The organism is Fructobacillus tropaeoli, assembly GCF_001047135.2.
In the GTDB taxonomy this organism is placed as follows: domain Bacteria; phylum Bacillota; class Bacilli; order Lactobacillales; family Lactobacillaceae; genus Fructobacillus; species Fructobacillus tropaeoli.
Window position 1 is genome coordinate 136,421 of record NZ_DF968081.1, and the last position, 26,140, is coordinate 162,560.

Below are 26,140 nucleotides of genomic sequence, written 5' to 3' on the forward strand. Positions count from 1 at the left end.
AAAAGCCAGCCGAGGCGTTTTTATCACCGCGAGCTGACTTCTTGATTCAAAGATTTATTGAACTAATTTTTCACCAATTTGTGCTAGAGCATAAGCTGCTGAACGTAACTGATCGGATGGCACATCACTAGCAAACTGGGAACCAGTTTCCTTATGTTTCAAACCAAGCTGAGACCTTAAGAGATTGGTTACCCGTTGCTTTTCAGAGGTTGGCACCATTTGGTAAGAAACACCCTCGTACATCACGCCCTGACCTTGCAAATGGTCAGAAACTTGGTTCTTCACAGCGCCACGGTACTTCTGGGCGATTTTAACAATGTCGTTAAAGGACAAATCAGTCTGGGCATTCTTTGAAATTGCCTTAACGAAACTTGGATCAATCAACGTCTTGACGTTCACTGCCTTCTTTAGCATTGCTTCCAATACCAAGCGTTGGCGCTGTTGACGACCATAATCACCCTGCGGATCATCATAGCGCATCCGTGAAAAGGCCAAGGCGGCATCACCGTCCATCACTGTCTTACTTGCTGACCAAGTCACACCGTTATCGGTTGACTTCTCGTAAGAAGTAGAACCCTTGTGGAAACGATACAAATCAGGGCCATAATCATGAGCTGTTGCTTGACTATATTGGAAGGAAAGTGGGGATTTAACTGAAACACCGCCAACCTTCTTAACCAAGGTTTCCAAGCCCTTCATATTAACTAGCGCATAAGTATCAATTGGCACGTTTAAGTAGTTTTGAACAGCCTTCATGGAAGCACCAACGCCATCCAAACTATAAGCAGCATTTAACTTCTGTGGGAAGGTATCCTCATCACCTGGAATTGCTGTCATAATATCACGTGGAATTGAAACCATCGTGACCTTATTTTCCGTTGGGTTGACGGTGGCTACCATCATTGAATCACTCAAACCTGTTCGATCACGATCAAGTTCTCCAGTATCAGTTCCCAAAATCAAAATTGAGAATGACTTGCCCTGGGCAATCAAACTTGAGACATCTCGGGTCTTTGAAATTTTAGCCGATTTTTGAATTGAATCAATGGAACCTTTATATTCGCTATAGAGGTAAGCACCCCATCCGATTACACCAACCACGATGGCAAGTAGGATATATAAAATCCAACGTTTCACACGACTCTTCTTTTTCTTTGTTTGACGGACTTCATCAAACCGCCGTTGCCGTGAAAATTCATTATTATTTTGATCTGCCATAAGAACTTCGACACTCCATTTTTTTCGCCGTATTTGCGCGCTTCCTGGCTGCGCTCTCATGTTTCCTTATCTTACCACAAATGTAGTTGAATCAATAAAATATGGAGCTATCTGTCTACTTACTATCCACATTTAACTTTTTCTTAAACAAAAAAACACCTACATACTAATGTAAGTGTTTTAGTTTAAATTAAGATTAATCGGTTAAGATTAGCCAGCGATACCAACGATAGTACCGTCAACGATTCCAAATCCAACCTTTGTGAAGCTGGCGTTCATCAACCAGTTACGGTGAGCTGGTGCAGCAATCATACCAGTTTCGTTGTACCATGCATCAACAACTTGGCTTGGAGCCCAGTCGATTGCCACAACTTCAGGTCCAGCAACTTGTTGCATGTGACCAGTTGGCAAACCACCGTTTGCAACGGCGTTTTCAGCACGTGATTGTGCACGAGCAGCCAATGAAGCATCGTATGATACAGGTGCCAAACCAGCAGCTGCACGCTTAGCGTTCATAGCGTTGATGATTGTTTGAACTGAACCGCTAGCACCGGCTGAGTAAGTGCTGTAGTTAGCTGAAGATGAAGTAGTAGCAGCTTGTGCTTGAGTGTTTGTGTTTGTAGTAGCTTGTGTTTGAGTAGTTGCTGAAGAAGCAGTAGCAGCTGCGGCAGCGGCAGTACCTGCAGCTTCTGTCTGAGCAGTTGCCGTAGTTGTGTTAGCAGCTGCGGCTGCGGCTGTCCCAGCAGCGGTTCCATCAGTCTTGATGATGTCACCAACAAAAATCAAGTTAACGTTTTGAATGTTGTTCTTTGAAGCCAAGTCATCAACAGTCGTGTTGTTGTTGGCAGCGATTTGTGACAAGGTATCCCCTGCCTTAACAGTAATATCGTTGGCTGAAGCAACTGCTCCGGCACCTGCAAATGCAGCTGCACCAGCCACCGTCGCTAAAATAGTTTTGGTAATATTATTCTTCATGAGAGACATCTCCATTTTTTCTGCTTATGTTTGATTAGTAAGTGCTTAACTTACGCTTAATCTATATATTCATTTTAGACACTGGTTATTGCTGGCCCCTTTCTGTAATGTTACACAGACATTACATTTGACTCTTTTGAATTACAAAGAGCCCTTATAGAGCAAAGAGCCATAGGTAAAACCTGCTCCAAAACCAGTCAACAAGACCTTTTTCTCTGCTAAATCCGTACTTTCTCGCAACTGGTCAAAGGCCATCGCAATCCCCGCAGAGGACGAATTACCATACTTTTCGACGTTCGTGATGAACTTTGCCATTGGTTGATTCAAGGCATCAGCCACCTTCTCAATCATCCTCAGGTTGGCTTGGTGCAAAATCACATAGTCCACATCATCAATTGTTAAGTCTTGCCCTGCCAAGAATTGTTGGATATGATTTGGAATCAAAGTGGTCACTTCTTGATAAACCATCCGTCCTTCCTGAAAAAAGGCATCAATCTTTGGATAGTTGTCGGCGCTCAAAGATGTTAATGGCTCGATTCGACCGGAATGGACAACATCTGCATCACCTATCGTATGCAAATCAGTGGCCAAGACTTCGCCTTGTTCGCTAGGGGCTAACAAAACAGCGCCAGCACCATCACCAAAGAAAACGGTACTCGTTCGATCACGGAAATCCATCATCTTCGAGTTCACTTCAGCAGCAATCACCAAGCCATACCGGTATTGCCCAGTCTTCATAAAGTTATCGGCTGTCGTCAAACCAAAAACAAAGCCGGCACAAGCAGTTGATAGATCAAAGCCAAAGGCCTTTTTGGCTCCTAAATTACGTTGCACCAAAGCTGCCGTTGAAGGTGCCAGGCCATCCGGGGTAAAAGTGGTTACAATGATAAAATCAACTTCTTCGGCCGAAACACCTGCTTCGTTTAGCGCTTGCTGGGCCGCCTTCGTTGCCAAATCAGACGTATTTTCCCCTTGTAAAGAGACATGCCGTTCCTGTATTCCGGTGTGACTGACAATCCATTCGTCCGAAGTATCAATCACTTTCGCCAAGTCATCGTTCGTGACAACATCTTCTGGCACATAATGACCACTGGCGATTATTTTACTTCCAAACATATTATTACCTATATAAATAAAACCAATCCATCTTGGAACTTCGTCAATATGTGTAAATCGTCTTACTAATTTACACGGCTCATATTAACCTAACATAAAAACCCCACCAAAGGTGAGGATTTTTATTACTATTCAGTTATTTTACCCTTGCGCTTGTAAATCAGCAATGCGCTTTTGAGTTGAAGCAAGCTTTTCTTCCCAGTCAGCAAGCTTCTCACGTTCGGCAGCAACAACCTTTTCAGGCGCCGAATTGACAAACTTTTCGTTTGAAAGCTTACCATTGGCACGAGCAACTTCCTTTTGGAACTTGTCAGCTTCACCTTGGAGGCGACTGATTTCCGCTTCAATATCAATCAAACCAGCCAACGGGACATAAACTTCCGCACCAGTGATGACCTGTGACATGGCCAATTGCGGCACAGTCACGTCCGTATCAATCGTCAAAGATTCTGGCTTGACAAAGCGATCAATATAGTCCGCATTTTCATTAAAGATTGACTTCAATGCTGGATCCGTGACCTTGATAATCACGTTGATTGGCTTTGACATTGGTGCCTTTGCTTCGGCGCGGATGTTACGAACAGCAACAATCAAATCTTGCAAAGACTTGAAGGAAGCGGCTGCTTCAGCATTCGCCAAAGATTCTTGGTAAACAGGATAAGCTTGGATACCGAGGTGTTCATCCTTGCCCTTTTGCTGTGGCATTTCTTGCCAAATAGCTTCAGAAACAAACGGCATGATTGGTTGGAGCAAGCGCAACGTTTGATCCAAAACATAGGCCAAAGTTTGCTGAACAGCTGTTTTATCCCCATCGCCATTCAATGATTCCTTAGTCATTTCAACGTACCAATCGGCCAAATCAGACCAGATAAAGTTGTACAAATCCCGACCAGCTTCACCGAATTCAAACTTCTCGAAGTTTTCAGAAACTTCCTTAACCGTTGCATTCAAGCGGTCCAAAATCCATTGATCGGCCAGCGTTTGTTGGTCCTTAGCTGGCACTTCAGCCTTCGTGTCATCATCGAGGTTCATGATGACATAGCGGGCAACGTTCCAAATCTTGTTAATGAAGTTCCAGGCCGCATCCATCTTTTCATAAGTAAAGCGGACGTCTTGACCAGGTGTTGAACCCGTTGCCAGGAACCAACGTAAGGCATCGGCACCATACTTTTCAATCACGTCCATTGGGTCAACACCGTTACCCAATGACTTTGACATCTTGCGACCTTCACCATCACGAATCAAGCCGTGAATCAAGACGTTCTTAAATGGTCGTTGACCAGTAAACTCTTTTCCTTGGAACATCATTCGGGCAACCCAGAAGAAGATAATATCATAACCAGTTACCAAGGTATTCGTTGGATAGTACTTGGCATAGTCGCCGTCCAAGTCGTTTGGCCAGCCCATCGTTGAAAATGGCCAAAGGGCTGAAGAGAACCAAGTATCCAAAACATCTGGGTCACGTTCCCAATCAGCGCCAGGCGCCTCTGTCCCAACGTACATTTCTTCTCGGTCCGTTCCCTTGTTCTTGTACCAGGCTGGAATTTGGTGGCCCCACCAGAGTTGACGTGAAATTACCCAGTCGCGGATGTTTTCCATCCAGCGGGTAAAGGTATCTTCAAATCGACCAGGAACAAAGTTTACCTTTTCGTCAGCATTTTGCTGCATGGCCAAAATTTGCTTAGCCAATGGCTCCATTTTAACGAACCACTGTGTTGAAAGACGTGATTCGATTTGAACACCTGTCCGTTCAGAGTGGCCAACTGAGTGAACCAGTGGTTCTACTTCAAGCATGAACCCTTGTTCTTGCAAATCAGCGACCATGGCTTTACGGCCTTCGAAACGATCAAGGCCAACATACTTGCCGGCGTTTTCGTTCAAATGAGCATCCTCCGTCATCGTGTTGATGCGTTCCAAATCATGACGATTTCCGACTTGGAAATCGTTTGGATCGTGGGCTGGCGTAATCTTGACCATTCCAGTTCCAAAGTCTTTTTCAACATATTCATCAGCGATAATTGGAATCTCACGGTTAACAAGCGGTACCTTAACCGTCTTGCCAATCAAGTCCTTGTAGCGTTCGTCTGATGGATGAACAGCAACGGCAACGTCTCCGAACATCGTTTCTGGACGCGTTGTAGCAATTTCGATATAGTCCTTACCATTCAACGTTGTACCATCCGTAAATGGATACTTGACGTGGTAGAAGGCACCTTCATCATCTTGATAAATGACTTCAATATCTGACAAAGCCGTTCGAGCCTGTGGGTCCCAGTTAATAATATATTCACCACGGTAAATCAGACCCTTATTATACAAATCGATAAAGACCTTGTTAACCGCCTGGTTTAGCCCTTCATCCAATGTAAAGCGTTCACGGCTATAGTCCAACGACAAGCCCATCTTGCCCCATTGTTGCTTGATGGTTGAAGCATATTCGTTTTTCCAGTCCCACACTTGTTCGACAAATTTTTCGCGACCCAAATCATAGCGGGAAACACCTTGTTCGCGCAGACGTTGTTCAACCTTAGCTTGAGTAGCGATACCAGCATGATCCATTCCTGGCAACCACAATGTATCAAAGCCTTGCATCCGCTTTTGCCGGATTAACATATCCTGCAAAGTTGTATCCCAGGCATGACCAAGGTGCAACTTACCGGTAACGTTTGGTGGTGGAATCACCACTGAGTAAGGTTCTGGTTCTTGACCCTGAATGGCCTGATTTGCTTCTGGTGCAAACAAATCATTATCCAACCAGTCTTGGTAACGGCCAGCCTCAACGGCTGTTGGATCGTACTTGGTTGACATTTCAACTTCACGCATAGCAAATCTCCTTTAATAGTAATGTGGCCTGTGGTCCAAAATAAAAAGCGCCCTAATCTTTCGATTAGGACGCTTACACGTGGTACCACCTAAATTGCTATCGACAATTTTGATAGCCACTCATTCATTAACATTTTTAACGCCAAAGCAACCTTCCACATTAACAGTCCTAGTTTTCACCACCCACTAGGTCTCTCACAGCTGCGCTTGTGTACTCCTCATTAGCTTCCCTAAGTGTACAAAGGACCATGAAAATAGTCAAGCTAATTTTATGCCATGACTAATCCTTCATAACCTTTTATATACAAGAACTTGCGTATTAAGCAACCTTCTTCTGTGCTGCTTGGAGGGCCGCTTGAGCCGCCTGTAGCTGACCATTTGCCTGATTCAACGCACTCTGTGCACTTTGCTTATCATTATCATTCGTTGCACTATTAACCTTATTTTGTGCAGCAGTAACTGCCGCTTGAGCACTCGTTACAGCATTTTGAAACGGTTGGAGATAAGCAATAGCATCAGATTGCGCTTTCGCATCAGCTGCATCTTTTGCAGCTTTTGAAGACGACGCAGCGGCAGCAGACTGTGCAGCAGCTGCAGAAGATTGTGCTGCTGCTAATGCAGCTGAATTAGATGCCGCCGTGTTATTAGTTGAACTTGAAGACGTTGTTGTATCGTCTGTATCGTCAGAATCAGATGATGACGAATCACCAAAGTCGTAAGTATGCTTCTTAGACGATGAGTATGAAATATCCGGTGTTGGTGTATCACTTGATTTCTTAGATGAAGCTGACCCAATCATGTAAAAGGCCACCCCACCGACAATCAAAACAAGAATTAACCAAAACCACCATTGCTTATAAAATCGACGCTTACGGCCATCCGTCTTCCGCCGTTGAGAACGAGATAACATAAATAGAACCTTCCTTTGCCAGTAACCATTTTCCGTAAAATCCGCTCTTTTTATCTAAACATTTTGGGATTAAATCGAAATATAACAGCTGAAATGATTCGGCCGTCCTTGGCTATTCTGTACTTGATATTGCTACTAATCATCAAACAAATAGCTACTGTTTGTCTGAAAATTTCTGGCTAGCTAAACTAGCTTCACTCTTTTATTTTAGCAGGCTTTTGTGAAAAGAGCCAATTTTCAGCAAAAGAAAAAGCACCCTTTCGGGTGCTTTCTAAACAAACTTTTACCAAACAAAGAGACCAACCATTGCTGCTGAGAATAATGAAACCAAAATTCCAGACAACAACAAGTAAACAACGTTCTTAGCGATCACTTCGTTCTTTTCCTTGTTAACCAAGCCCTTGAAGGCTCCGATAATCATACCGATTGTTGACAAGTTGGCAAATGACGTTAAGAAGACCGTCAAAACTGCCTTATAGTGTGGTGCGTAATGAGCAATTTCACCAGTTACCTTACCCATGACAACGAATTCATTGGTCACCAACTTCGTTCCCATGAATTGTGCCAAATCGAAGGCAGTCTGGTTGCCGAAGCCCATCAACCAAGCAAATGGGAACATCACAATTCCCAAGATGTGCTCCAATGACAACCAAGGGTTGACCCAAGCCAAAATCTTGTCGACAAGTGCAGCCAAGGCAACGAAGGCAATCACGTTGGCAGCGATAATCAAGATCAACTTACCGGCGCCCAAGATTGAGTCGCCCAAGAATGAGAAGAATGGTTCGCGTGCTGGCTTTTCAGCCTTTTCGATTTCTTCTTGTGCTAATTCTTGTGAGCCAGATTCAGCGTTTTCTGCTGCAGGAGCAGCAGTACCGATTGTCGCAATGGTATCTTCTTCCTCAGTTACTTCAACTGGGTTCAAGATTGATGTCACAATCAAAGCGTTAATCACGTTGATTGGCACAGCAGTCAAGATATACATTGCAGGCATCATTTGCATATAAGAACCAAGGATTGATGCCGTCACACAAGACATTGACATCATCGCCAACGTCAAGTTACGTGAAGCCTTCATCTGGTTCAATTGGATACCAGAAACCGCGAGTGCTTCCGTGTTTCCCAAGAACATCATTTCAACTGAGAAAAATGATTCGAACTTAGGTTGACCGGAAAGCTTTGACAAACCGCGACCAACCCACTTAATAATAAATGGCAAGACCCCGATATAAGTCAAAATGTCAAACAATGGCACAACCAAGAGGATTGGCAACAACGCTGAAACAACGAAGTTTGATGGCAAAGCCATTCCAGTTGGCTTCAAAGCGAAGTCAATTCCAGCACTGGCAGCAGAAATCAAGCTGTCAAAGCCAGAAGCGGCTCCCTTAACAAGGCTCCGACCCAACGGAAAGCCTGTCAAAAGCCAAGCTAAGACCAAGTTGGTGACAACCATGATTGAAACCGACTTCCAATTAATGGCTGAACGGTTTTTTGAAAACAAGACGGCCAAGGCGATAAACACCAAAAGACCGATGATGTTAATGAACAAATACATGATGTGATACTCCCTTAAATTTAAAAATCACGGTTTCTTCAAACATATCAATTATAGCACGCAAAGGGCTTCTCCATCCCATCCTCAAGCGATTTAATTTTCATTTAAAGCGAACGTTTCCACAAAATCAATTGATACGTTCGCTTTTTTCGGGAGTATACTAGAGCGATTACAAACCGGTGCGTTGCTTCCGTCACGGCACCTAAAAAACAACAAGGAGAAAACAATGATGGAGAATGTAAAGAACAAGACGAGCTTCTGGCTGATTTTTAAGGAGACAATGTCGCCTAGACGGATCATACAAGATCTGGTCAGCCTCAGTAAAATGACGAAGGCGCTCCTATTATTAATGATTGTCGCCCAAGTCGCCACTTTTTTAATCGGTGGCAGCTTTAATGGGATGGCCTGGTTGACCGTCTCAACGGGGGTTAGTTCACTGATCAACCTCGCCTTAGTCGACCAGGGTAAGCAAAGTAATTACTTCTGGGGATTAATTGGTGCGGCAACATGGATGATTGTTGCCCTGTTTTCAAGAACTTATGGTGACTTCACCTCCCAGGGATTCGCATTTATCATGCAGTTTATCGGTATTGCGGCCTGGGCCCGCTATCGCGGCGGTGCCGAGAAGGAGCTTCCTTCCCGTAAATTAACGCTGCATACCGCTCTCATCACAACTTTAATCACCATTCTTTCTTATATAACGGTCGTCGCTTTTTCCAAGCACTTTAACGGCCTTCAAATTTACCTGGATTCGGCCGTCCTTCCATTGAATATCGTCGGCCAAATCTTAATGACATACGGTTTCCGTTCTCAATGGATTGCCTGGTTGGCTTCCGACGTGATACAAGTCATTGTCTGGTACCGCAATATCTTTTTGATTCACGACGCCTATGCCAGTTCCATGTTTGTCCTTCAGGTCATTATCTTATTGAATGCCCTCTATGGAACTTGGTATTGGTACAAGAAGGCCCAGCCCGGTCAACCTTCTTTATAAAATCAGTTTCAACAGCACGCAAAAAGACGGCGGTTGCTTTCATGCAACCACCGTCTTTTTACTTTACCCACTACTGCCCCAGCTGGACTCGAACCAGCGACCCTCGCATTAACAGTGCGGCGTTCTACCAACTGAACTACGGAGCAATTAATTACCATACGTTTATAATACATAACGTCCAACAATTAGTCAAGGATTTTATGAGATATTTTTAATTTATTGTTCATCAATTGACGATAGCCATTCCGAACAAATAAATTCACCAATCTTTTTTATTCTAATTTATAAAATAAAAAAGCGTTGGTTGTCAAGTGACAACCAACACTGATTTGGCTAGGACTGCCCCAGCTGGACTCGAACCAGCGACCCTCGCATTAACAGTGCGGCGTTCTACCAACTGAACTACGGAGCAATTAATTACCATACGTTTATAATACATAACGTCTAATAATTAGTCAAGCATTTTATTAAAATTATTTAATTTTTAGAACCATTATCAGTGTAAACGCCGTTCTAATGCGCAACAACCTTTTCAAATTGAGTCTGAATCGAGTCAGCTGATTTCTGCAACTTAGCCAATTCTTCTTCCGTCAAATCCAATTGTGAGTAGGCAACAACCCCCTCGCGACCGACAATGGCAGGATAAGAAAGATAAGAGGCAAATTCCGGACGCTTATGAGAAACTGGCATTTCCGTCTTCGCATCCTGAACCACTGTCTTGGCCAAACGAATGGCAGCCGTCGCAATCCCATAAGAAGTGTAGCCCTTACCATCAAACACCGTATAGCCACCAACCACAGAATCCTTTTCGATAGCAGCCAAATCGATTCCTTGTTCAGCCGCTAATTTGGTAATTGGTTGTCCCTGCAAGGATACCGTTGACCAAGCCGTAAACTGTGAGTTTCCGTGTTCACCCAGGTTATAACCCGCAACTGAACGTGGATCAACATTGAAGGCTGAGCCAACTGCCCGGTGCATTCGCGCTGTATCCAAAAGCGTTCCCGTTCCAAGCACTTTTTCCTTCGGATAACCAGTTTCTGCATGATAGACAGCGGCAATGGCATCACAAGGATTAGTAATCACCACCAAAACCCCGGAAAAATCAGTAGCCTTCAACTTGGCCGAAACTTCTTTTACCTGCTCAACGTTGTGTGGCAATTCAATAAAGCGGTCATGTTCGACGTTATCGTATTGCAATTCAATCTTACCGATGGCTGAGATAATGACGTCCGCATCCCCCAACGCTTGGTAGTCATTGACAGTCACAGAAAAACTGTTGTTCAAATTCGTCTTGGCATCTTCAAAATCCAGAGCATCAGCTTGGACTTTCTTCTCATTTTTATCAATGAAGACATACTCATCCGCTACGCCTTCGGCAATCAAACCATGCGCCACCGTTGAACCAACATGGCCCATTCCAATAATTCCAATTTTTCGCATCGACAATTCCCCTTTTCTGTTGTTGTGCCAATGATAATCATTCAAAACAAGGCCGTCAAGGGCTTTATGAGAAAATTTTAATTTAAAATCCGATTAAGTTTAAGACTGCAAACGAAACCACACCAACCACCACCGTGAGCAAGAGATTTTTCGTGACCACAGCCGTCGCTACTGTCGGTAAGGAAGCCCATAGATTCGGCCAATTGATGCTAGGGAGGTGCCCCAAATGTTGCACAAATAAGCTTTCAAACCAAAGACCAGCCATGATGGTGATTGGAACAAAGCTTAAAAATTCGAGAACCCCTTCTGGTAAATTAAACTTTTTCAGCATGACAAAGGGAAATATCCGCGATACCCAGGTCACGAACCCACAAGCAATAATTGTTAATAGAATATAATTAGTCAAAGACACGTTTCATCACCATCCCAAATAAGCTGCCACAAATCGTTACCAGTAAGACGACAAAGTTCTTTGGTACAAAAATCAAAAATAGGTAAATCAACACCAATACGAAGATAACCACGGCTACTTGTAAAGCCAATTTAATCGTCTTATCCGAACTAATTTGCGCTATTAATAGACCAATAAACATGGCCGTAATGGCAAAGTCTAAACCAAACTTGCTAGGATCCGTTACCAGCCCGCCCACAACTGCACCCAAAAAAGTACCCAACAACCAACTGGCATACGAGACCAAGTTAACCGTGTTAAACCAAGGAAAACTAAGCCGATTTTGACTAACATTGACCTTACTCATCCCTAAAGCAAAGCTTTCATCCGTGACAAAGGTGCCCAGCCAAATATTCCGCCAAAGCGAATACCGGTTGAAATAGGGGGCTAGCGTCATGCTCATCAAAATCATCCGAGCATTGACCAGAAAAACCGCAAAGGCAATCGCCACTATCGAACTATGAGAGCCGACCATCGTGACCAAGACAAACTGGGCCGAACCACCATAATCAATTGCTGAAATCAGCACGATCAACCAGGTACTCAACCCCGCCGCTTTAGCCACGATGCCAAAGGCCATACTAATCCCAATATAACCAAAAACGGTCGGCAAGGCATCCCGCCAGCCGGCCCGAGCGGTTAAGGTATCGTCCATCCCACTTCCTCTTTTCATCTCTTTTTAATCTTTTTCTCTATAAAGTTATTATAGGGACGACTGCCATGACTGTCCAGGCCGCAAAAGAGCAGGCAAAATAAAAAACCACTCAGCAGAAATACCGGTCTTCGTGGATTTCGCAACGTGGGTTAAAGGGTGCCAAACAGTTCAGACAAGCGCCCGTCTTATATTCTTGATAAGTTAATTCTTGACCGCAACGCCCGCAGAGGACTGCTGGCTCAGCCGAATTTTTTGCCATCGGCACAAAGTGGTGGTCTTCTAATGCATCATGGCATTGGTAGCAGGCAAAATACTCCTCGCATCGGCTACAGCGCAGGCCTGCAATATCAACATCCGAATGGTAATGGGCACAGGTCCCAGTGATACCGATGTCTAGGCCTACCATTGCCACTTGTTTGGCACCAAAAAAGCGTTTATTCATGGTTACGCAACTCATTTTGAAAGGCCGACTGCAGCAATGCAACCTGGTCCTGGTATGGCGACAAGAGTTCTGCTACTTCTGCTGCCGACATTTCTTCTGTGACCTGGCCAACTGCCAGGTTCAAGCGGAGGTTGACGGGCAAGCGGTTAACCTTTACGCCCTGCAAAACCAGCGAAAAGGCCAAATCACCCTGAAAGCCACCATGGCCGCCAAAGAAGACGGTCGCAACCGGTAGCCCCCGCCACTCAGCATAGAGTGTATCAATCGCGTTCTTCAAAACAGCAGGATAACCCCAATTGTATTGAGGCGCGACAAATACCACCCCATCATAGCTTTTGATTTGGTTCGACCAATCAATCGTGGACTGATTTTGATAATGACCCTCAGATGGCAGCTCAGGTTCATCCAAAAACGGCAAGGCAACGGTGGCTAGATCAACTACTTCAGCTTTCATCTCTTGGTTGCTCAACTGTGGGGCTAACCAATAAGCTAAGCGCCGACTAACACTCTTTGTTCGATTACTTCCGACAATTACAGCAATTTTTTTCATTTTTTCTCCAGTAATTTGAGAGCCTTCTTAAAAATAAAAAGTCCCATTTACGAGATCAACAAAGTCCATTACAAAAGAGCTCTCGCGGCTTTTTGTCTTGGTGCCTATTATAAACTTTTCGGCTTATACAAAAAATAAATTTTAAATTCACTGTTGACTCATATTTTTTTAATGCTATACTCATAACCAAGATAACAACTGCAGTGATTGGATGAGTAATCCGCAAGCGATTCTACAGAAAACCGTGATTTGATGAGACACGGTGGATTGGCTACGGATGAAAATGGTCCAGGAGCGGTTCATAGTGCGGCGAGTACTTTGTGATAAGCCGGCTACGGTTAACAACCGTTATCATGTTGCGATATAGCCCCCATTGGTGTATCGACTAAGGCTGGTCACAAGACCAGTGAAGTAGAGTGGTACAGCGTTTACATGCGCCTCTAGGTTCAGATTGAAAAATCTAAACCTGGGGGCGCTTTTTAGTGTATAGAAAAAGGAGAAGAGACATGACAGAAACAGCAGTAGCAACATTGACCAAGACCCCCGTTCATTTTGATATCGTGGGTTCGTTCTTACGACCAGCCCGCTTAAAGCAAGCCCAACAAGACTTCGCCGACGGCAAAATCAGCCAAGCTGACTTGACTAAAATTCAAGATGAAGAAATCAAGGACCTCGTCGAAAAGGAAGTCAAGGCCGGTCTCCACTACGTGTCAGATGGTGAATTCCGTCGTCACTGGTGGCACTTGGATACCTTCTGGGGCTTTGAAGGTATTAAAAAGACAAATGTCGCCCACGGCTACCTTTTCCACGATGTTGAAACGCGCGCCGAATCAGCCCAAGTCGACGGTAAGATTCGCTTTACAAAAGACCATCCTGATTTGAAGGCCTTCTTATACTTGCAGGAAATCACCAAGGATTTGGATGTTATCCCCCGTCAAAGCATCCCCTCTCCAGCCCAGGCCTACGCTGAATTGGTTCGCGGCGAGGAAAACATTGCTGTTTTGAATGAGTTTTACCCAAATCACGAAGACCTTATCACTGATTTGACCACCGCCTATCACGACCTCTACTTGGCCCTCTATGAAGCTGGTTGTCGCGATATTAAGTTGGATGACTGTACTTGGGGTATGCTCTCCGACACTGATTTCTGGGCAGAACAAAACATCGACCAAAAGGGTGTTGATGAACTTCAGGCAGAATACCTAAAGATCAATAACCTGTCATTGGAAAACTTGCCAGAAGACCTCCGTGTTAGCACACACGTTTGCCGCGGAAACTATGCCTCAACTTGGGCAGCAACTGGTGGCTATGATACTGTTGCCGATACCCTCTTAGCTCAAGAAAACGTCGAATCCTTCTACTTGGAATTCGATGACGACCGTTCTGGCGACTTTGCACCATTGGCAAAGGTTCCTGCCGGCAAGGAAGTTGTTTTGGGCTTGGTAACTTCAAAGAAGCCTGAGCTAGAAGACCCTCAAGTTTTGATTGACCGGGTCAAGGAAGCTAGCCAATACGTTCCTTTGGAAAACTTGGCTTTGAGTACACAATGCGGTTTCGCTTCGACTGAAGAAGGCAACCACCTAACAGAAGATGAACAATGGGCCAAGATTAAATTAGTTGTCGACACGGCCGAAAAAATTTGGGGATAGGTGGACACTAATTCATGAAACAATGGCAAAAATGGACGGTAGCAGCCGCCCTAGTAGTGGTTGCCGGTGGAGGACTGGCAACCTTTAATCATTTTAAGACGAATGCCTCTAAGGAAGACTCCGTTCTGAATTACTCTTTAGATAGCGATATCCAAACGCTTGATATCTCCAAAAGTTCGGACCAGTACTCCACCACCATCTTGGGTAACACCGAATCGAACTTGCTGCGGCTGAATGCCAAGGGCGAACCAGTTCCTGATTTGGCCAAGTCCTACAGCGTTTCAAGCGACGGTCTCACCTACACCGTCCAGTTACGGTCTGGGCTGAAATGGTCAGACGGCTCTGAACTAGCAGCCAAGGACTTCGTCTACTCCTGGCAACGGTTAGCCGACCCAAAGACCGGTTCCCAATACGCCTACCTGACTTCGGGTGTGAAAAATGCCGACGATATCATGGCGGGCAAAAAGCCAGTATCATCATTGGGCGTGACGGCCAAGGGTGATACGTTAACCTTTAAGCTTGAAAAGCCCATGCAGCAATTCAATTACCTACTGAGTTTCGCCCAGTTAATGCCACAGAAGGAATCCTACGTCAAGGATCAGGGTTCCCATTACGGTACCACCGCGAAAAATCAGATTTACTCTGGCCCCTATAAGTTGGAGGGTTGGAATGGAACCAACGAGTCCTTCAAGATGGTCAAGAATCCTGATTACTGGGATGCGAAAAACGTCAAAACCAAGCAGGTTAACTGGCAGGTTATCAAAAATCCAGAAAGTGCCATCAAACTTTATCAGCAAGGCAAAGTTGATCGCGCAAAAATCTACGGTACACCAGAAATTTACGAAGCCAATAAGAATAATAAGGCGGCAACAACGACACCACTGGCTGTTTCTTCCTACCTCGAATACAACCAGGCCAAGAATCCATTCTTAGCAAACCAAAAGATTCGTCAGGCATTGAACCTGGCAACTAATCGCCAAGCACTGGCTGATCAGGCCAGTGGTGGTACTCGTTACGCCGCAACAGGTCTGGTGCCAAAGAACTTGGTCAAGGCCACGAACGGCCAAGACCTGGCCAGCTACGTTAACCCTGGTTACAAATACGATCCAACACAAGCCAAGAAGCTCTTTAAGGAAGGTCTTCAAGAAGTTAATAAGGGCAAGATGAACGTGACAATTGAAACCGATGCCGATGCAGTCGTTTCCAAGAGTACCGTTGATTACCTTAAGCAGGCTTGGGAATCAACTTTCGGCTCTGACATCTCTGTCACGGAAAAGATTGTCCCAATCAAGCAGCGGATGCAAGATGCCCAGAACGGTAACTTCGATATCACCTTAACCAACTGGACTGGTGATTACCAAGATGGTGTCAGCTACTACAACATGTTCAAAACGCCAACGACTGGTACTAATAGTGGTCAATTCAAGAATGATGCCTTTACGGCCGCTGTTAATCAAGCGGAAAATCAGGATGCCAATAAGCCGGCAGCCCGAGACGCTGATTTCAAGAAGGCTGAAGCCGCTTTGAAGGACCAAGCAAACTTGAACCCATTGTATTCATGGAAGCGTATTATCCTGAATCGACCAAATGTGAAGGGTGTTGTCTTGAACCCAACCGGTCTGCAGCTGGACTTGACCCACGCTTACCGCGACTAACCCTTGGTAAATCATTTAATCAATTCATTCTAGGAGCAACATTATTAAAACAGCAGAGCAAAACCAATCGATGAACACCAACCAGCTGATTGCACTGTCACTGGGTGGCGTGATTGGGACCGGGATTTTTATGAGTCCCGGTTATTTCATTAAAAGTGCCGGTGCCATCGGAACGGTGATTGCCTACCTGATTGGGGCCATCCTCGTTTGCCTGGTCATGCAGTGTCTCAGTGAATTGTCTGTTCATCAGCCAACCACGGGCGCCTTCCACGATTACGCCAACCAGTATATCAATCCCGGTGTCGGCTTCGTTGTCGCCTGGCTATACTGGCTCACCTGGACCATTGCATTAGGATCTAACCTGTTAACGATGGGCGTCTTAATGCAACGTTGGTTCCCGCAAGAACCAACATGGCTTTGGTGTCTCTTCTTTGGCCTCATCATGTTCATTTTGAACATTGGCAACCTTTCTTGGTTCTCCAAGAGTGAATCCATCACTTCCTGGGTCAAAACGTTCGCCCTCCTCTTCTTTATCGTTATTGGCTTTTTAATGGTCACCCGATTAATTCCCGGTCACCATATTCAAACTGCCGCTAACTTTGGCGAATTAACCAAGAACGGCTGGTTCCCACACGGCATCGGGCCCATTTTAGCCACCGTTTTGACCGCTAATTTTGCCTATTCTGGGGCCGAAATGATTGGCGTGGCCGCTGGCGAAACCAAGAACCCGGAAAAATCTATTCCAAAGGCCAGTCGTAGAACCCTTGTTTTGCTGATTACGCTCTTTATTGGTGCCATCTTAATCATGGGTGCCCTCTTAGCACCTTCCGATAACGCCCTGGCAACGAGTCCCTTTGTGGCCATCTTGGGTCAAGCCGGTATTCCTGGCGCTGCTGATATCATGAACGCGATTTTAATTATCACGCTGTTCTCAGCTTCAAACGCCGGTGTCTTTGCCGCCTCACGGATGATTTGGTCACTAGCCGATAAAGGTGAAATTTCCCCTAAGTTCGGTAAGTTAAGTCGTCATGGACTTCCGGTTTACGGCTTAATCCTAACAATGGCCGGCGGTGCCTTGTCCCTCCTCTCCAGTATTTACGCAGCACAAACGCTCTATTTAGCCCTCAACGCTCTTTCGGCCTTTGCTGTTGTCGCAGTCTGGATTGTGATTGCTTGGGCGCAATTAAACTTCCGTAAGCAGTACCAAAAAGAGCACGATATCAAGGACCTGAAATACAAAGCACCCCTTTATCCGTTAACGCCAATTGTCGTCATTATCGCCTGCCTCGCTTCCATTATTGGCATCGGCTTTGACCCCAACCAACGGATTGCCCTGATTATCGGCGTTCCCTTTTCACTCTTTTTGTACGGTTACTACCAAATTTTTCAAACTAAAAGTAAAGGACAACATCACCATGAATTTTCACGATTGGGCCAAACAACAGAAGACGATTTTATTTGATAGTTCAATGGGACTTGGACTGAGTAACCAGGGTTTTGATACGAATAACCCCCTCTGGACAGCCAAAGCATTGATTACGGACCCCGATAAGGTCTACCAAGTTCACCTTGACTTTTTTAATGCCGGATCCAACATCACCACGACTGATTCTTACCAAGCATCAACCGCTGGTTTTGCCAAGCAGGGTCTAGGACAAGACGAGGCCGAAAAGCTAATCAAGCAGTCCGTCGCCTTGGCAGAAAAAGCCAGCTTTGATAGCACTGGCGAGCAAGATAAGTGGGTGGCCGGCAATATCGGCCCCTACGGTGCCTATCTCGCCAACGGTGCCGAATATACCGGTGACTATGGCGAGATTACAGATGACGATTTAAGGGCCTTTCATGAAGACCGTCTTCAATGGTTGGTTGAGGCTGGCAGTGACTTGATTGCCGTCCAGACTGTTCCTAGCTTTGCTGAAATCAAGGTGCTCTGTCAATTGTTAAATCAGTACCCAGATGTTGACGTCCTCTTTACCTGTTCGTTAAAGGACAGCCAACACATCAGTGATGGCACTGATTTACGAGAAGTGCAAGCCGTATTGGAAGCACAAGAAAACGTTATCGCCTATGGCTTCAACTGCTTTAAGCCTGAATTTACGGAAAATGCACTCGACTACGTGACGGCGACTGCTAAGACTGATAAAGCCATCGCAGTCGCTCCCAATGCTGGTGCCGACTATGACCCCGTCACGAAAACCTGGGGCGAGCCAAACGAAAAAATCTTTTCGGAAAAAGCACCAAGCTGGCGTCGTCACGGCGCTTCTTGGATTAGTGGTTGCTGCGAGATGATTCCCGCAGAGTTGAAGAATGTTCGCACCGTCCTCTTTGAAAAATGATTACCTTTGAGAAAGCCCGTTCGGTTGAACGGGCTTTTTTGACCCCCGTCTTGTATAATCTAAATACGATAATTTTGGAGAAATGCAATGCAACTTTATTTTTTATGCACTGGTAACTCATCACGCAGCCAGTTTGCCGAGACCTACGCCCGCTACTATGCACCGGCCGACTGGTCAATCAAAAGCGCTGGAACAATGCCCCATGGGGTCCATCCCAAGACCATCGAGGTGTTAAATCAGGAAGGGTTTGATACCAGTCGTCTAACATCAGATGCCATTGATGATGATTTTTTAAACTCAGCCGACTACGTCGTAACACTTTGCGGTGATGCCCGAGATCATTGTCCAATTACTCCGGACTCCGTCCAGAAAGTGCATTTCCTATTAACAGACCCTGCTGGGGTAACCGGTTCCGATGAAGAAATTACTGCTTTTTTCAAAGAAACCGCTGCAGAAATCAAACAATTAATGCAGACATTCATCACCGATATACAAAAAAACGCCTAAGGACAACTTCTGAAGAAGCCCTAGGCGTTTTTTTACTAGCTAAAATTATTTTATTCGTGATGGTGATCATCGTGGCGGTGAGGGTGTTCATCCCCATCTTGACGACGCTTCTTATCGATTGGGCTCACCGGATCATCGATTCGGCGGTTCCACCGATCCATCTTTGGCATCTGATTTTTAACTTCCAGCTGCCGCAACTTTGAGACTGTCTTGTGCTCGATAAAGAGTGGCACAACCTCTTCAACCGTATCACTCAAGCGCAAGCGATAGAAGTAACGGAGGTGGACAGAGTGGGATTGCAACCAAATGCGGCCACCGATTAAGAACCGGTCCCATGATGAAATCTTGGAGACGGCCTTCAAATCCGTGTAGTAATTATTGGTAATCACATACTTAAAGTCACCAATACTCCGGTTCTTATCCAGTCCGTAGCGAATCTTTTGTGGTTCCAGTACACCCTGCTTAACCAAAACCTTGGCAATTTGGTGAATGTAGTATTCAACTTGTGGGTCAACCTTGAAACCAAGATTCAAAACAACTCGAACCATATTTTGGCTACCCATCAAATCAACCGAATAGCTCTTTTCGTATGGATTAATGGATTCACGAATCGTGACGAACCAGTAAACCTTGGCCCGCTTTGGCCGGGCCCCCAATAGCGAGTAGATGACTGATTTCTTAATTTGATAATCGTCATGAACGTTAACAATATAAACCAGGTTCTTCGCCATCAATGGCTCTTCTGAGTCGTTAGACAACTGCATCAACTGACGGCGGTAGTCCTTCAAGGACAAATAATCGTTGTTATAAGACAGTGCTTCGCGGCGCTTGTTTCCATAGAACCAGAAAACCATCACCGACAAAATCAGCAACATCAAGATCACCGTGAAATATCCACCGTGAATGAACTTACCAAGACTGGCAATCAAGAAGAGTGTTTCCAGCAAACCGAATGGAACGGCAAACAGAATGGCCAAACTTGTGCGCGTCTTAAAGCGAATAAACTCAAACAACAACGTCGTTGTCATCAGCATCGTAACCGTGATGGCCAGACCATAGGCTGATTCCATGTTATGAGAAGTCTGGAAAAGCACAACCACGACCACACCGGCGACAAAGAGCATCCAGTTAACAATCGAGATGTACATTTGACCACGGAAATCGTTCGGATAAGTAATCCGCAACCGTGGCATAATCTTCAGCGAAATGGCCTCCGATACCAAAGTAAAGGCACCTGTAATCAAAGCCTGTGAAGCAATGACGGCTGCAATGGTACTCAAGATAACGCCGACCAGTCGCCACTGGTTTGGCAAGATATCAAAGAAGAGGTTCAGGTTTGAACCACTCGCGTTGTGCATGATTACCCATGCCCCTTGTCCCATATAGTTCAAAACCAATGTGACATACACAAATGGCCAACTCAAATAAATATTGCGCTTACCAACGTGTCCCATGTCCGAATACAGTGCCTCGGCACCGGTTGTGGCCAAGAAGATATTTCCTAAAATAAAAATACCTAGGCGGTTATCCGGACTGAACAGAGTCTGTACGGCGTAAACAGGCGAAAGGGCCTTTAAAATCTCTGGATATTGAATGACTTGTAACAGGCCAAAGAAACCAATAAAGGTAAACCAAATGAGCATCATTGGACCAAACATTCGACCGATTTTGGTTGTTCCCTTCCGTTGCAAAGTAAAGACGACCAACAAAATCGTCAACACCACCGGCACAACGAAATCAATTCCCGTTGGGAACATCAGCGAGCCAAACTTTTGCCCCTCTAGCCCTTCAACGGCAGACGTGACCGTCACAGCCGGGGTCAAAGCCCCATCGGCCAGCAAGGCTGCCCCACCGACCATGGCCGGGATAATCAGCCACTTCATGTTCCGATTGCGAACCTTACTATACAGGGAGAAGATACCACCTTCACCGTGGTTATCCGCCTGCAGGGCAATTAAGACATACTTAACCGTCGTAATTAACATCAAAGTCCAAAAAACAAGGGAAATTGACCCAATTACCAGGTTCTTCATATTGTCGGTATGTGCATTGCCGGCAATAATGGCATTCATGGTATATAGTGGGGACGTTCCAATGTCACCATAGACAATGCCTAAGGCGATCAGGAAGCCACCGTACTTTAACCGCTTCTTTGCTGAATCAGTCATTTCTTCTCTCCTATAAAATCAGTCATTGACGGTCACTTTCTTCATGACTTTTGAGTGCCTCAAAGAACTAATCTAATTTAGATAAAAGTATTTTTTCAATCTATTTTCTTGGTTCTCAAATCGTTTTTCCAACATCAGAAGCACTTTTGTCGCGCAACTTTTTTCTACCAATCAAAGGAGAGTTTAACTCGCTTAGAAAGAATATACAAGGAAAAATAATGCTTTTCATTAGTTCATTTTTACCACTATTTTACTTTTATTTCAACAAGCACTAATTTAGAAGCAAAGTATCAGCATTTAATGGCGCAAATGAAGTCCTGACAGGTAAGCGGTTATATTAAATTCATTTCGAAAATATCAATCCTATCAGGCCTGCTTGAGCATCATCTTACTTGCATCGGTGCTGAACTGCGACCAACCTAGCCTACCTGTCAACATCAGAAAGGCAATAGCTACTAGAACAACCACTGTCAGCTCACCCAAAAATAAAAGACATCACCGTCATCATGAAAAGCACTATCTTTTAACTCAGATAGTAACACATGGATCAGGTGATGTTTTTTTGATACTAACGGTAATCGCTCTTAGTCATTATCGAAGTTATCACGAGCAGCTTGCGCCCATACTTCATCGACCATATTGTTTAGGCCACGCTGGTCCCCAGCGATGCTTTTTTGAACAGCCAAACTCACATCCGATGCAAAGGCGGCTGGTGACTTAATATGATTAACCACAGCAAAGGTCATCAACACAGCAAAAAAAGCTGAGGCCACGGCAGCAATAATTTTTGATTTTTTCTTTGGATCGAACATAGGCGCTGTCCTTTTGTCTTACTTTAAGCTAATTTCTTGTCAAACCACTTAGCGATTAATGACAAACCGTAGTTTAACAAGAAGTATACCACCGTCAAGACTACAAGAACAGGAATAATGTAATTCGTGTTCTGCGCGTAGACGATTTGACCGCGGTACGTCATTTCAGCCAACACAATTCCGGATGCCAAACTCGTGTCCTTCACTAGGGAAATCAGCTGTGAAATAATTGGCGGAATCATCTTCTTATAGGCCTGTGGCAGCACGATGTGCCACATCGTCTGCATGTTGGACAAGCCGTTTGCTCGCGCACCCTCAAATTGACCGCGGTCCACCGCTTCCATTCCACCACGGACAATCTCAGCCAACATGGCCGACTCAAAGAACGTCATCGCTGCCACAGTCGCCCAAAAGATTGGCAAGTGGATGCCTAATTGTGGCAAGGCAAAGTAAGTAAAGAAGATAATCAGCAACAGTGGCAAGTTACGGACAATGTTGTTCAACGTGCCAACAAATGATGAAAAGAATGGAATCTTTTCAAATTGAATAATCCCGACAATGGAACCAAACAGCAGACTCAAGACAACCGAAATAGCTGAAACGCCAACAGTAATGCCTAAGCCCCCCAGGAGGTAACCCATGTTAGCTGAGGTAAAAGCGTTAAAAAATTCAGACATGACCTTTCCCCCTTAGGCTTTCTTCTTCAACTTGGTTTCCAAGTGTTGGACGTAGTAACTCAATGGCATCGTGATTACCAAATAGAAGACACCAATAATGATATACGTCGTAAAGGTATCAAAGGATGAAGCAGCCACTAAGTTACCCTGGTACATTAAGTCCAACCCACCAACAAAGGCTAAAATGGAGGAATTCTTGACCAGGTTGATAAACTGATTTCCCAATGAAGGAATCGCCACCTTAAAGGCCTGGGGTAAAATAATCACCCGCATGGCTTGGTTAAAGGTCAACCCATTCGAGCGGGCCCCTTCCATTTGGCCGGCTTCAATCGAAAGAATCCCGGCACGAACCGATTCAGCGATAAAGGCGGACGTGTACAGTGTCAACCCGACCGTTCCGACGACAAAACCAGTCATTTTAATCACCTTCGCTACTGCTAAATACAGGAAAAGCGTGATAATCAAGAGTGGAATATTCCGGAAAACCTGAACATAGATATTCCCGATGATGCGACCGGCCTTCGAAGATGAGACCTGCATAATGGCAAACAGAGTTCCCAAGACCAGTGACCCAATTAGGGCAATAATACTTGCTAAAAGCGTATGACCAAATCCTTGGACAAACACTGAAAAATATTGATTTAAAAGGCTCATTTGTTTACCTCCAAATCATGCCAATCCAAGCCAGGAACGTTATGGAACCACTTTTCAACCAAACGGTTGTACGTGCCATTTTCCTGCAAAGTCTTCAAAGCGCGGTTGGCCTGCTTTGTCATTGGCTTTTGGTTATGGTCAAAGGCCATTCCGTAAGGTGCCTTGGTGAAGACCCCACCAACAAGGTGGTATTCTGGGTTTTCGGTTGCGAGACCGTAAAGGATGGCATTATCCGTTGATAGCGCCTGTCCCTGTCCTGATTTCAACGCCTGCATCGCAGAAGCGTAGTCCTGCAAGGCAATAATCTTAGCCTTCGGCGCATACTTCTTCGTTTCTTGGGCGGCGGTCGTTCCCACAACGACCAACACCGTGTACTTCGGATCGTTCATATCCTTGACGGATTGAATGCCAGAGTCCTTTTTAACCAATAATGACTGACCGGCGTTAAAGTAAACGTTGGTAAAGTCAACGATTTTCGCTCTTTCTGGCGTAATCGTCATTGTGGAAATCAGCCCATCGATGTTCGTATTTTTCAGCAACTGAATCCGCGAAGCGGAAGACACTGGCACAAAGGCTGCTGAAAGTTTCGTATTGGTTTGTTTAGCAATCTGGGCGGTCATCGCCTTGGCCAAATCAATTTCAAAACCGGCCGGTTGGGCAGTTTTAGTATCCATCAGGCCAAAAAGTTTCGTATCAGCTTTAACACCCCAGGTAATTTGCCCCTTCTTTTCAACCCGGGCCAGGGTATCTTGGTGCGTTTTGTTTTTGTCAATCGTCACGCTGGCCCAAAAAGCCCCCAGCAAAATCAGGGCAGCCAAAACCAGCGAAGCAATGATTCCAAAACGACGTTTTCTAATCTTTTCCATACGCTTTATCTAACTAAGTTAATTTAGCTAGACCCTTCCTTCCATTTTAGTGATGTTCTACCTGGCTCAAGAACTTCTTGGCCCGTGGCTCTGTTGGGTTTTCAAAGAAAGCTTCCGTTGAACTATCTTCTAAGATTCGGCCATCGGCCATAAAGATTACCCGATCAGCGACCGCCTTGGCGAAACTCATTTCATGAGTCACCACCAGCAAGGTCATATCAGAATCGCGCGCAATATCACGCATGACATCCAGCACATCCCCGATCATTTCGGGATCCAAGGCGGAAGTTGGCTCATCAAACAGCAAAGCCTTTGGCTTCATTGCCAATGAACGAGCGATTGCCACTCGTTGCTTCTGGCCTCCTGATAACGCTGCCGGCATGCTATTCGCCTTATCTGCTAAACCAACCTGCTCTAACAATTCCATAGCAATCCGTTTGTTCTCGGCTTCATCGCGGTGCAAAACCAAGCGTGGTGCCAGCATAATATTTTCCAAAACCGTCTTGTTGTTGTAGAGGTTAAAGTGCTGGAAAACCATCCCAACGTTCTTACGAATTTTATTAATATCCGTCTTCGGGTCATGCAAGTCGAACCCGTCAACCAATAACTGCCCCTCTTCGATTTCTTCCAAACCATTGATTGTGCGAATCAAGGTTGACTTTCCGGAACCGGAAGGGCCAATGAGGACCACCGTTTCACCCGCGTCAATTTTCAAGTTCACATCGTGTAAGGCATGAAAATCCCCGTAGTACTTTTGTACATCTTTGAATTCAATCATTGACATCGCTTTTCTCCTCACAAAAAAGTCGCCTTTTCCTAACTGCAGGAAAAGGCGTTAAGATTAATACGTACATTTTACCATTTATAGCCCCTCTACGTTAGGTATTTTGACTAAAAGACTTGAAATTGACCTAGTTCTACTAGCTAATTGCTAAGTTGCCGAACTAAAGACAACTGATTTGTCCAAAAGAAAAAACGATCCACTCAAAAAGTGAATCGTTTTCTTCATATATATATAATAGGCAAACAATTATGCCAACTTGTGATCAAACCACTTGGCAATCAATGACAAGCCGTAGTTCAACAAGAAGTAAACCAAGGTCATCACAACCAAGACGGGCACGATGAAATTCGTGTTTTGCGCGTAGATAATTTGACCACGGTAAGTCAATTCCGCAAGAACAATTCCGGATGCCAAACTCGTATCCTTCACTAAGGAAATCAGTTGCGAGATAATTGGCGGAATCATCTTCTTGTAGGCCTGTGGCAACACAATGTGCCACATCGTCTGCATATTCGACAGACCATTGGCACGGGCACCTTCAAACTGGCCGATATCAACAGCTTCCAAACCACCACGGACAATTTCAGCCAACATTGCCGACTGGAAGACCGTCATGGCCACGACCGTTGCCCAAAAAATTGGCAAGTGCAGGCCTAATTGTGGCAAGGCAAAGTAAGTAAAGAAAATAATTAACAACAACGGCAAGTTACGAACGATGTTGTTGATTGTTCCAACGAAACTTGAGAAGTAAGGAATCTTTTCAAAGAAAACAATTCCAATAATGGAACCAAAAATCAGACTCAAAACAACCGAGATGATTGAGACCCCAACGGTAATCCCTAGACCGCCCATCAGGTAGCCGAGGTTTGCCTCTGTAAAGGCACTAAAAAATCCTGACATTCTGCG

24 protein-coding genes and 2 tRNA genes are annotated in these 26,140 nt (G+C 45.0%); 6 read left to right on the forward strand and 20 right to left on the reverse strand.

What is annotated here, in order from left to right:
* Positions 1-54 precede the first annotated feature (54 nt).
* The 6 genes from AOQ32_RS04720 to AOQ32_RS04745 all read right to left on the reverse strand — a co-directional run bounded on the left by AOQ32_RS04720 (position 55) and on the right by AOQ32_RS04745 (position 8,594).
* Entirely contained in the window at positions 55-1,218 is a 1,164-nt protein-coding gene (locus AOQ32_RS04720) for an LCP family glycopolymer transferase (RefSeq protein ID WP_059393825.1), read from the reverse strand.
* A gap of 210 nt (positions 1,219-1,428) precedes the next feature.
* Positions 1,429-2,193 (reverse strand): CAP domain-containing protein, encoded by a 765-nt coding sequence (locus AOQ32_RS04725; protein ID WP_059393826.1) that lies wholly within the window; start codon positions 2,191-2,193, stop codon positions 1,429-1,431.
* A gap of 141 nt (positions 2,194-2,334) precedes the next feature.
* Positions 2,335-3,309, reverse strand: coding sequence for a beta-ketoacyl-ACP synthase III (locus AOQ32_RS04730; RefSeq protein WP_059393827.1), 975 nt, complete (start codon positions 3,307-3,309; stop codon positions 2,335-2,337).
* A gap of 141 nt (positions 3,310-3,450) precedes the next feature.
* On the reverse strand, positions 3,451-6,132 hold the full coding sequence (locus tag AOQ32_RS04735) for a valine--tRNA ligase (RefSeq protein ID WP_059393828.1): 2,682 nt from the start codon (positions 6,130-6,132) through the stop codon (positions 3,451-3,453).
* A 319-nt stretch (positions 6,133-6,451) separates the two neighbouring features.
* The gene (locus AOQ32_RS04740) at positions 6,452-7,042 is read right to left on the reverse strand and encodes a hypothetical protein (protein ID WP_059393829.1); all 591 of its coding nucleotides are present in this window, start codon (positions 7,040-7,042) and stop codon (positions 6,452-6,454) included.
* 283 nt (positions 7,043-7,325) lie between these two features.
* Complete coding sequence (locus AOQ32_RS04745; RefSeq protein ID WP_059393830.1) at positions 7,326-8,594, reverse strand: NupC/NupG family nucleoside CNT transporter; 1,269 nt, start codon at positions 8,592-8,594, stop codon at positions 7,326-7,328.
* A gap of 226 nt (positions 8,595-8,820) precedes the next feature.
* Between AOQ32_RS04745 and pnuC the strand changes: the two genes are divergently transcribed.
* On the forward strand, positions 8,821-9,588 hold the full coding sequence (gene pnuC / locus AOQ32_RS04750; protein ID WP_059393831.1) for a nicotinamide riboside transporter PnuC: 768 nt from the start codon (positions 8,821-8,823) through the stop codon (positions 9,586-9,588).
* Positions 9,589-9,661: 73 nt separating this feature from the next.
* On the opposite strand, the gene AOQ32_RS04755 is transcribed toward pnuC, so the two are convergent.
* The 7 genes from AOQ32_RS04755 to AOQ32_RS04785 form a co-directional block, all read right to left on the reverse strand.
* A tRNA-Asn gene (locus AOQ32_RS04755) sits at positions 9,662-9,734 on the reverse strand.
* 193 nt (positions 9,735-9,927) lie between these two features.
* Positions 9,928-10,000: transfer RNA gene (locus tag AOQ32_RS04760), tRNA-Asn, on the reverse strand.
* 101 nt (positions 10,001-10,101) lie between these two features.
* Positions 10,102-11,028: an L-lactate dehydrogenase gene (locus tag AOQ32_RS04765; RefSeq protein ID WP_059393832.1), complete on the reverse strand. Its 927-nt coding sequence runs from the start codon at positions 11,026-11,028 to the stop codon at positions 10,102-10,104.
* A gap of 82 nt (positions 11,029-11,110) precedes the next feature.
* A complete protein-coding gene (locus AOQ32_RS04770) occupies positions 11,111-11,440 on the reverse strand; it encodes an AzlD domain-containing protein (RefSeq protein WP_059393833.1) in 330 nt (109 codons plus the stop codon).
* Positions 11,427-12,134 carry an AzlC family ABC transporter permease gene (locus AOQ32_RS04775; protein WP_059393834.1) on the reverse strand — a complete coding sequence of 236 codons (708 nt, stop codon included), beginning with the start codon at positions 12,132-12,134 and terminating at the stop codon, positions 11,427-11,429. The genes AOQ32_RS04770 and AOQ32_RS04775 overlap by 14 nt, the downstream gene beginning before the upstream one ends.
* Positions 12,135-12,243: 109 nt before the next feature.
* A complete protein-coding gene (locus tag AOQ32_RS04780; protein ID WP_338066427.1) occupies positions 12,244-12,591 on the reverse strand; it encodes a CHY zinc finger protein in 348 nt (115 codons plus the stop codon).
* Complete coding sequence (locus tag AOQ32_RS04785; RefSeq protein ID WP_059393835.1) at positions 12,569-13,126, reverse strand: NADPH-dependent FMN reductase; 558 nt, start codon at positions 13,124-13,126, stop codon at positions 12,569-12,571. Before AOQ32_RS04785 ends, AOQ32_RS04780 begins: the two co-directional genes overlap by 23 nt.
* A 506-nt stretch (positions 13,127-13,632) precedes the next feature.
* On the opposite strand from AOQ32_RS04785, the gene AOQ32_RS04790 reads away from it, so the two are divergent.
* The 5 genes from AOQ32_RS04790 to AOQ32_RS04810 all read left to right on the forward strand — a co-directional run bounded on the left by AOQ32_RS04790 (position 13,633) and on the right by AOQ32_RS04810 (position 19,273).
* Positions 13,633-14,775 (forward strand): 5-methyltetrahydropteroyltriglutamate--homocysteine S-methyltransferase, encoded by a 1,143-nt coding sequence (locus AOQ32_RS04790; protein ID WP_059393836.1) that lies wholly within the window; start codon positions 13,633-13,635, stop codon positions 14,773-14,775.
* A 14-nt stretch (positions 14,776-14,789) separates the two neighbouring features.
* Complete coding sequence (locus AOQ32_RS04795) at positions 14,790-16,430, forward strand: peptide ABC transporter substrate-binding protein (RefSeq protein ID WP_059393837.1); 1,641 nt, start codon at positions 14,790-14,792, stop codon at positions 16,428-16,430.
* A gap of 70 nt (positions 16,431-16,500) precedes the next feature.
* Positions 16,501-17,892 carry an amino acid permease gene (locus AOQ32_RS04800; protein ID WP_059393838.1) on the forward strand — a complete coding sequence of 464 codons (1,392 nt, stop codon included), beginning with the start codon at positions 16,501-16,503 and terminating at the stop codon, positions 17,890-17,892.
* Positions 17,846-18,766 (forward strand): homocysteine S-methyltransferase, encoded by a 921-nt coding sequence (gene mmuM, locus AOQ32_RS04805; protein WP_059393839.1) that lies wholly within the window; start codon positions 17,846-17,848, stop codon positions 18,764-18,766. The genes AOQ32_RS04800 and mmuM overlap by 47 nt, the downstream gene beginning before the upstream one ends.
* Before the next feature lie 87 nt (positions 18,767-18,853).
* The gene (locus AOQ32_RS04810) at positions 18,854-19,273 is read left to right on the forward strand and encodes an arsenate reductase ArsC (protein ID WP_059393840.1); all 420 of its coding nucleotides are present in this window, start codon (positions 18,854-18,856) and stop codon (positions 19,271-19,273) included.
* Between the two features lie 50 nt (positions 19,274-19,323).
* On the opposite strand, the gene AOQ32_RS04815 is transcribed toward AOQ32_RS04810, so the two are convergent.
* From AOQ32_RS04815 to AOQ32_RS04845, 7 genes are all read right to left on the reverse strand, one after another.
* Complete coding sequence (locus AOQ32_RS04815; RefSeq protein WP_083994417.1) at positions 19,324-21,441, reverse strand: KUP/HAK/KT family potassium transporter; 2,118 nt, start codon at positions 21,439-21,441, stop codon at positions 19,324-19,326.
* A gap of 584 nt (positions 21,442-22,025) precedes the next feature.
* A complete protein-coding gene (locus AOQ32_RS04820; protein WP_059393841.1) occupies positions 22,026-22,253 on the reverse strand; it encodes a hypothetical protein in 228 nt (75 codons plus the stop codon).
* A gap of 23 nt (positions 22,254-22,276) precedes the next feature.
* Complete coding sequence (locus AOQ32_RS04825) at positions 22,277-22,930, reverse strand: amino acid ABC transporter permease (RefSeq protein WP_059393842.1); 654 nt, start codon at positions 22,928-22,930, stop codon at positions 22,277-22,279.
* Between the two features lie 12 nt (positions 22,931-22,942).
* Positions 22,943-23,584 (reverse strand): amino acid ABC transporter permease, encoded by a 642-nt coding sequence (locus tag AOQ32_RS04830; RefSeq protein ID WP_059393843.1) that lies wholly within the window; start codon positions 23,582-23,584, stop codon positions 22,943-22,945.
* Positions 23,581-24,450 carry a transporter substrate-binding domain-containing protein gene (locus tag AOQ32_RS04835; protein WP_059393844.1) on the reverse strand — a complete coding sequence of 290 codons (870 nt, stop codon included), beginning with the start codon at positions 24,448-24,450 and terminating at the stop codon, positions 23,581-23,583. Before AOQ32_RS04835 ends, AOQ32_RS04830 begins: the two co-directional genes overlap by 4 nt.
* 46 nt (positions 24,451-24,496) lie before the next feature.
* Positions 24,497-25,234, reverse strand: coding sequence for an amino acid ABC transporter ATP-binding protein (locus AOQ32_RS04840; RefSeq protein ID WP_047974561.1), 738 nt, complete (start codon positions 25,232-25,234; stop codon positions 24,497-24,499).
* 246 nt (positions 25,235-25,480) lie between these two features.
* A complete protein-coding gene (locus AOQ32_RS04845) occupies positions 25,481-26,134 on the reverse strand; it encodes an amino acid ABC transporter permease (protein ID WP_059393845.1) in 654 nt (217 codons plus the stop codon).
* Positions 26,135-26,140 lie beyond the last annotated feature (6 nt).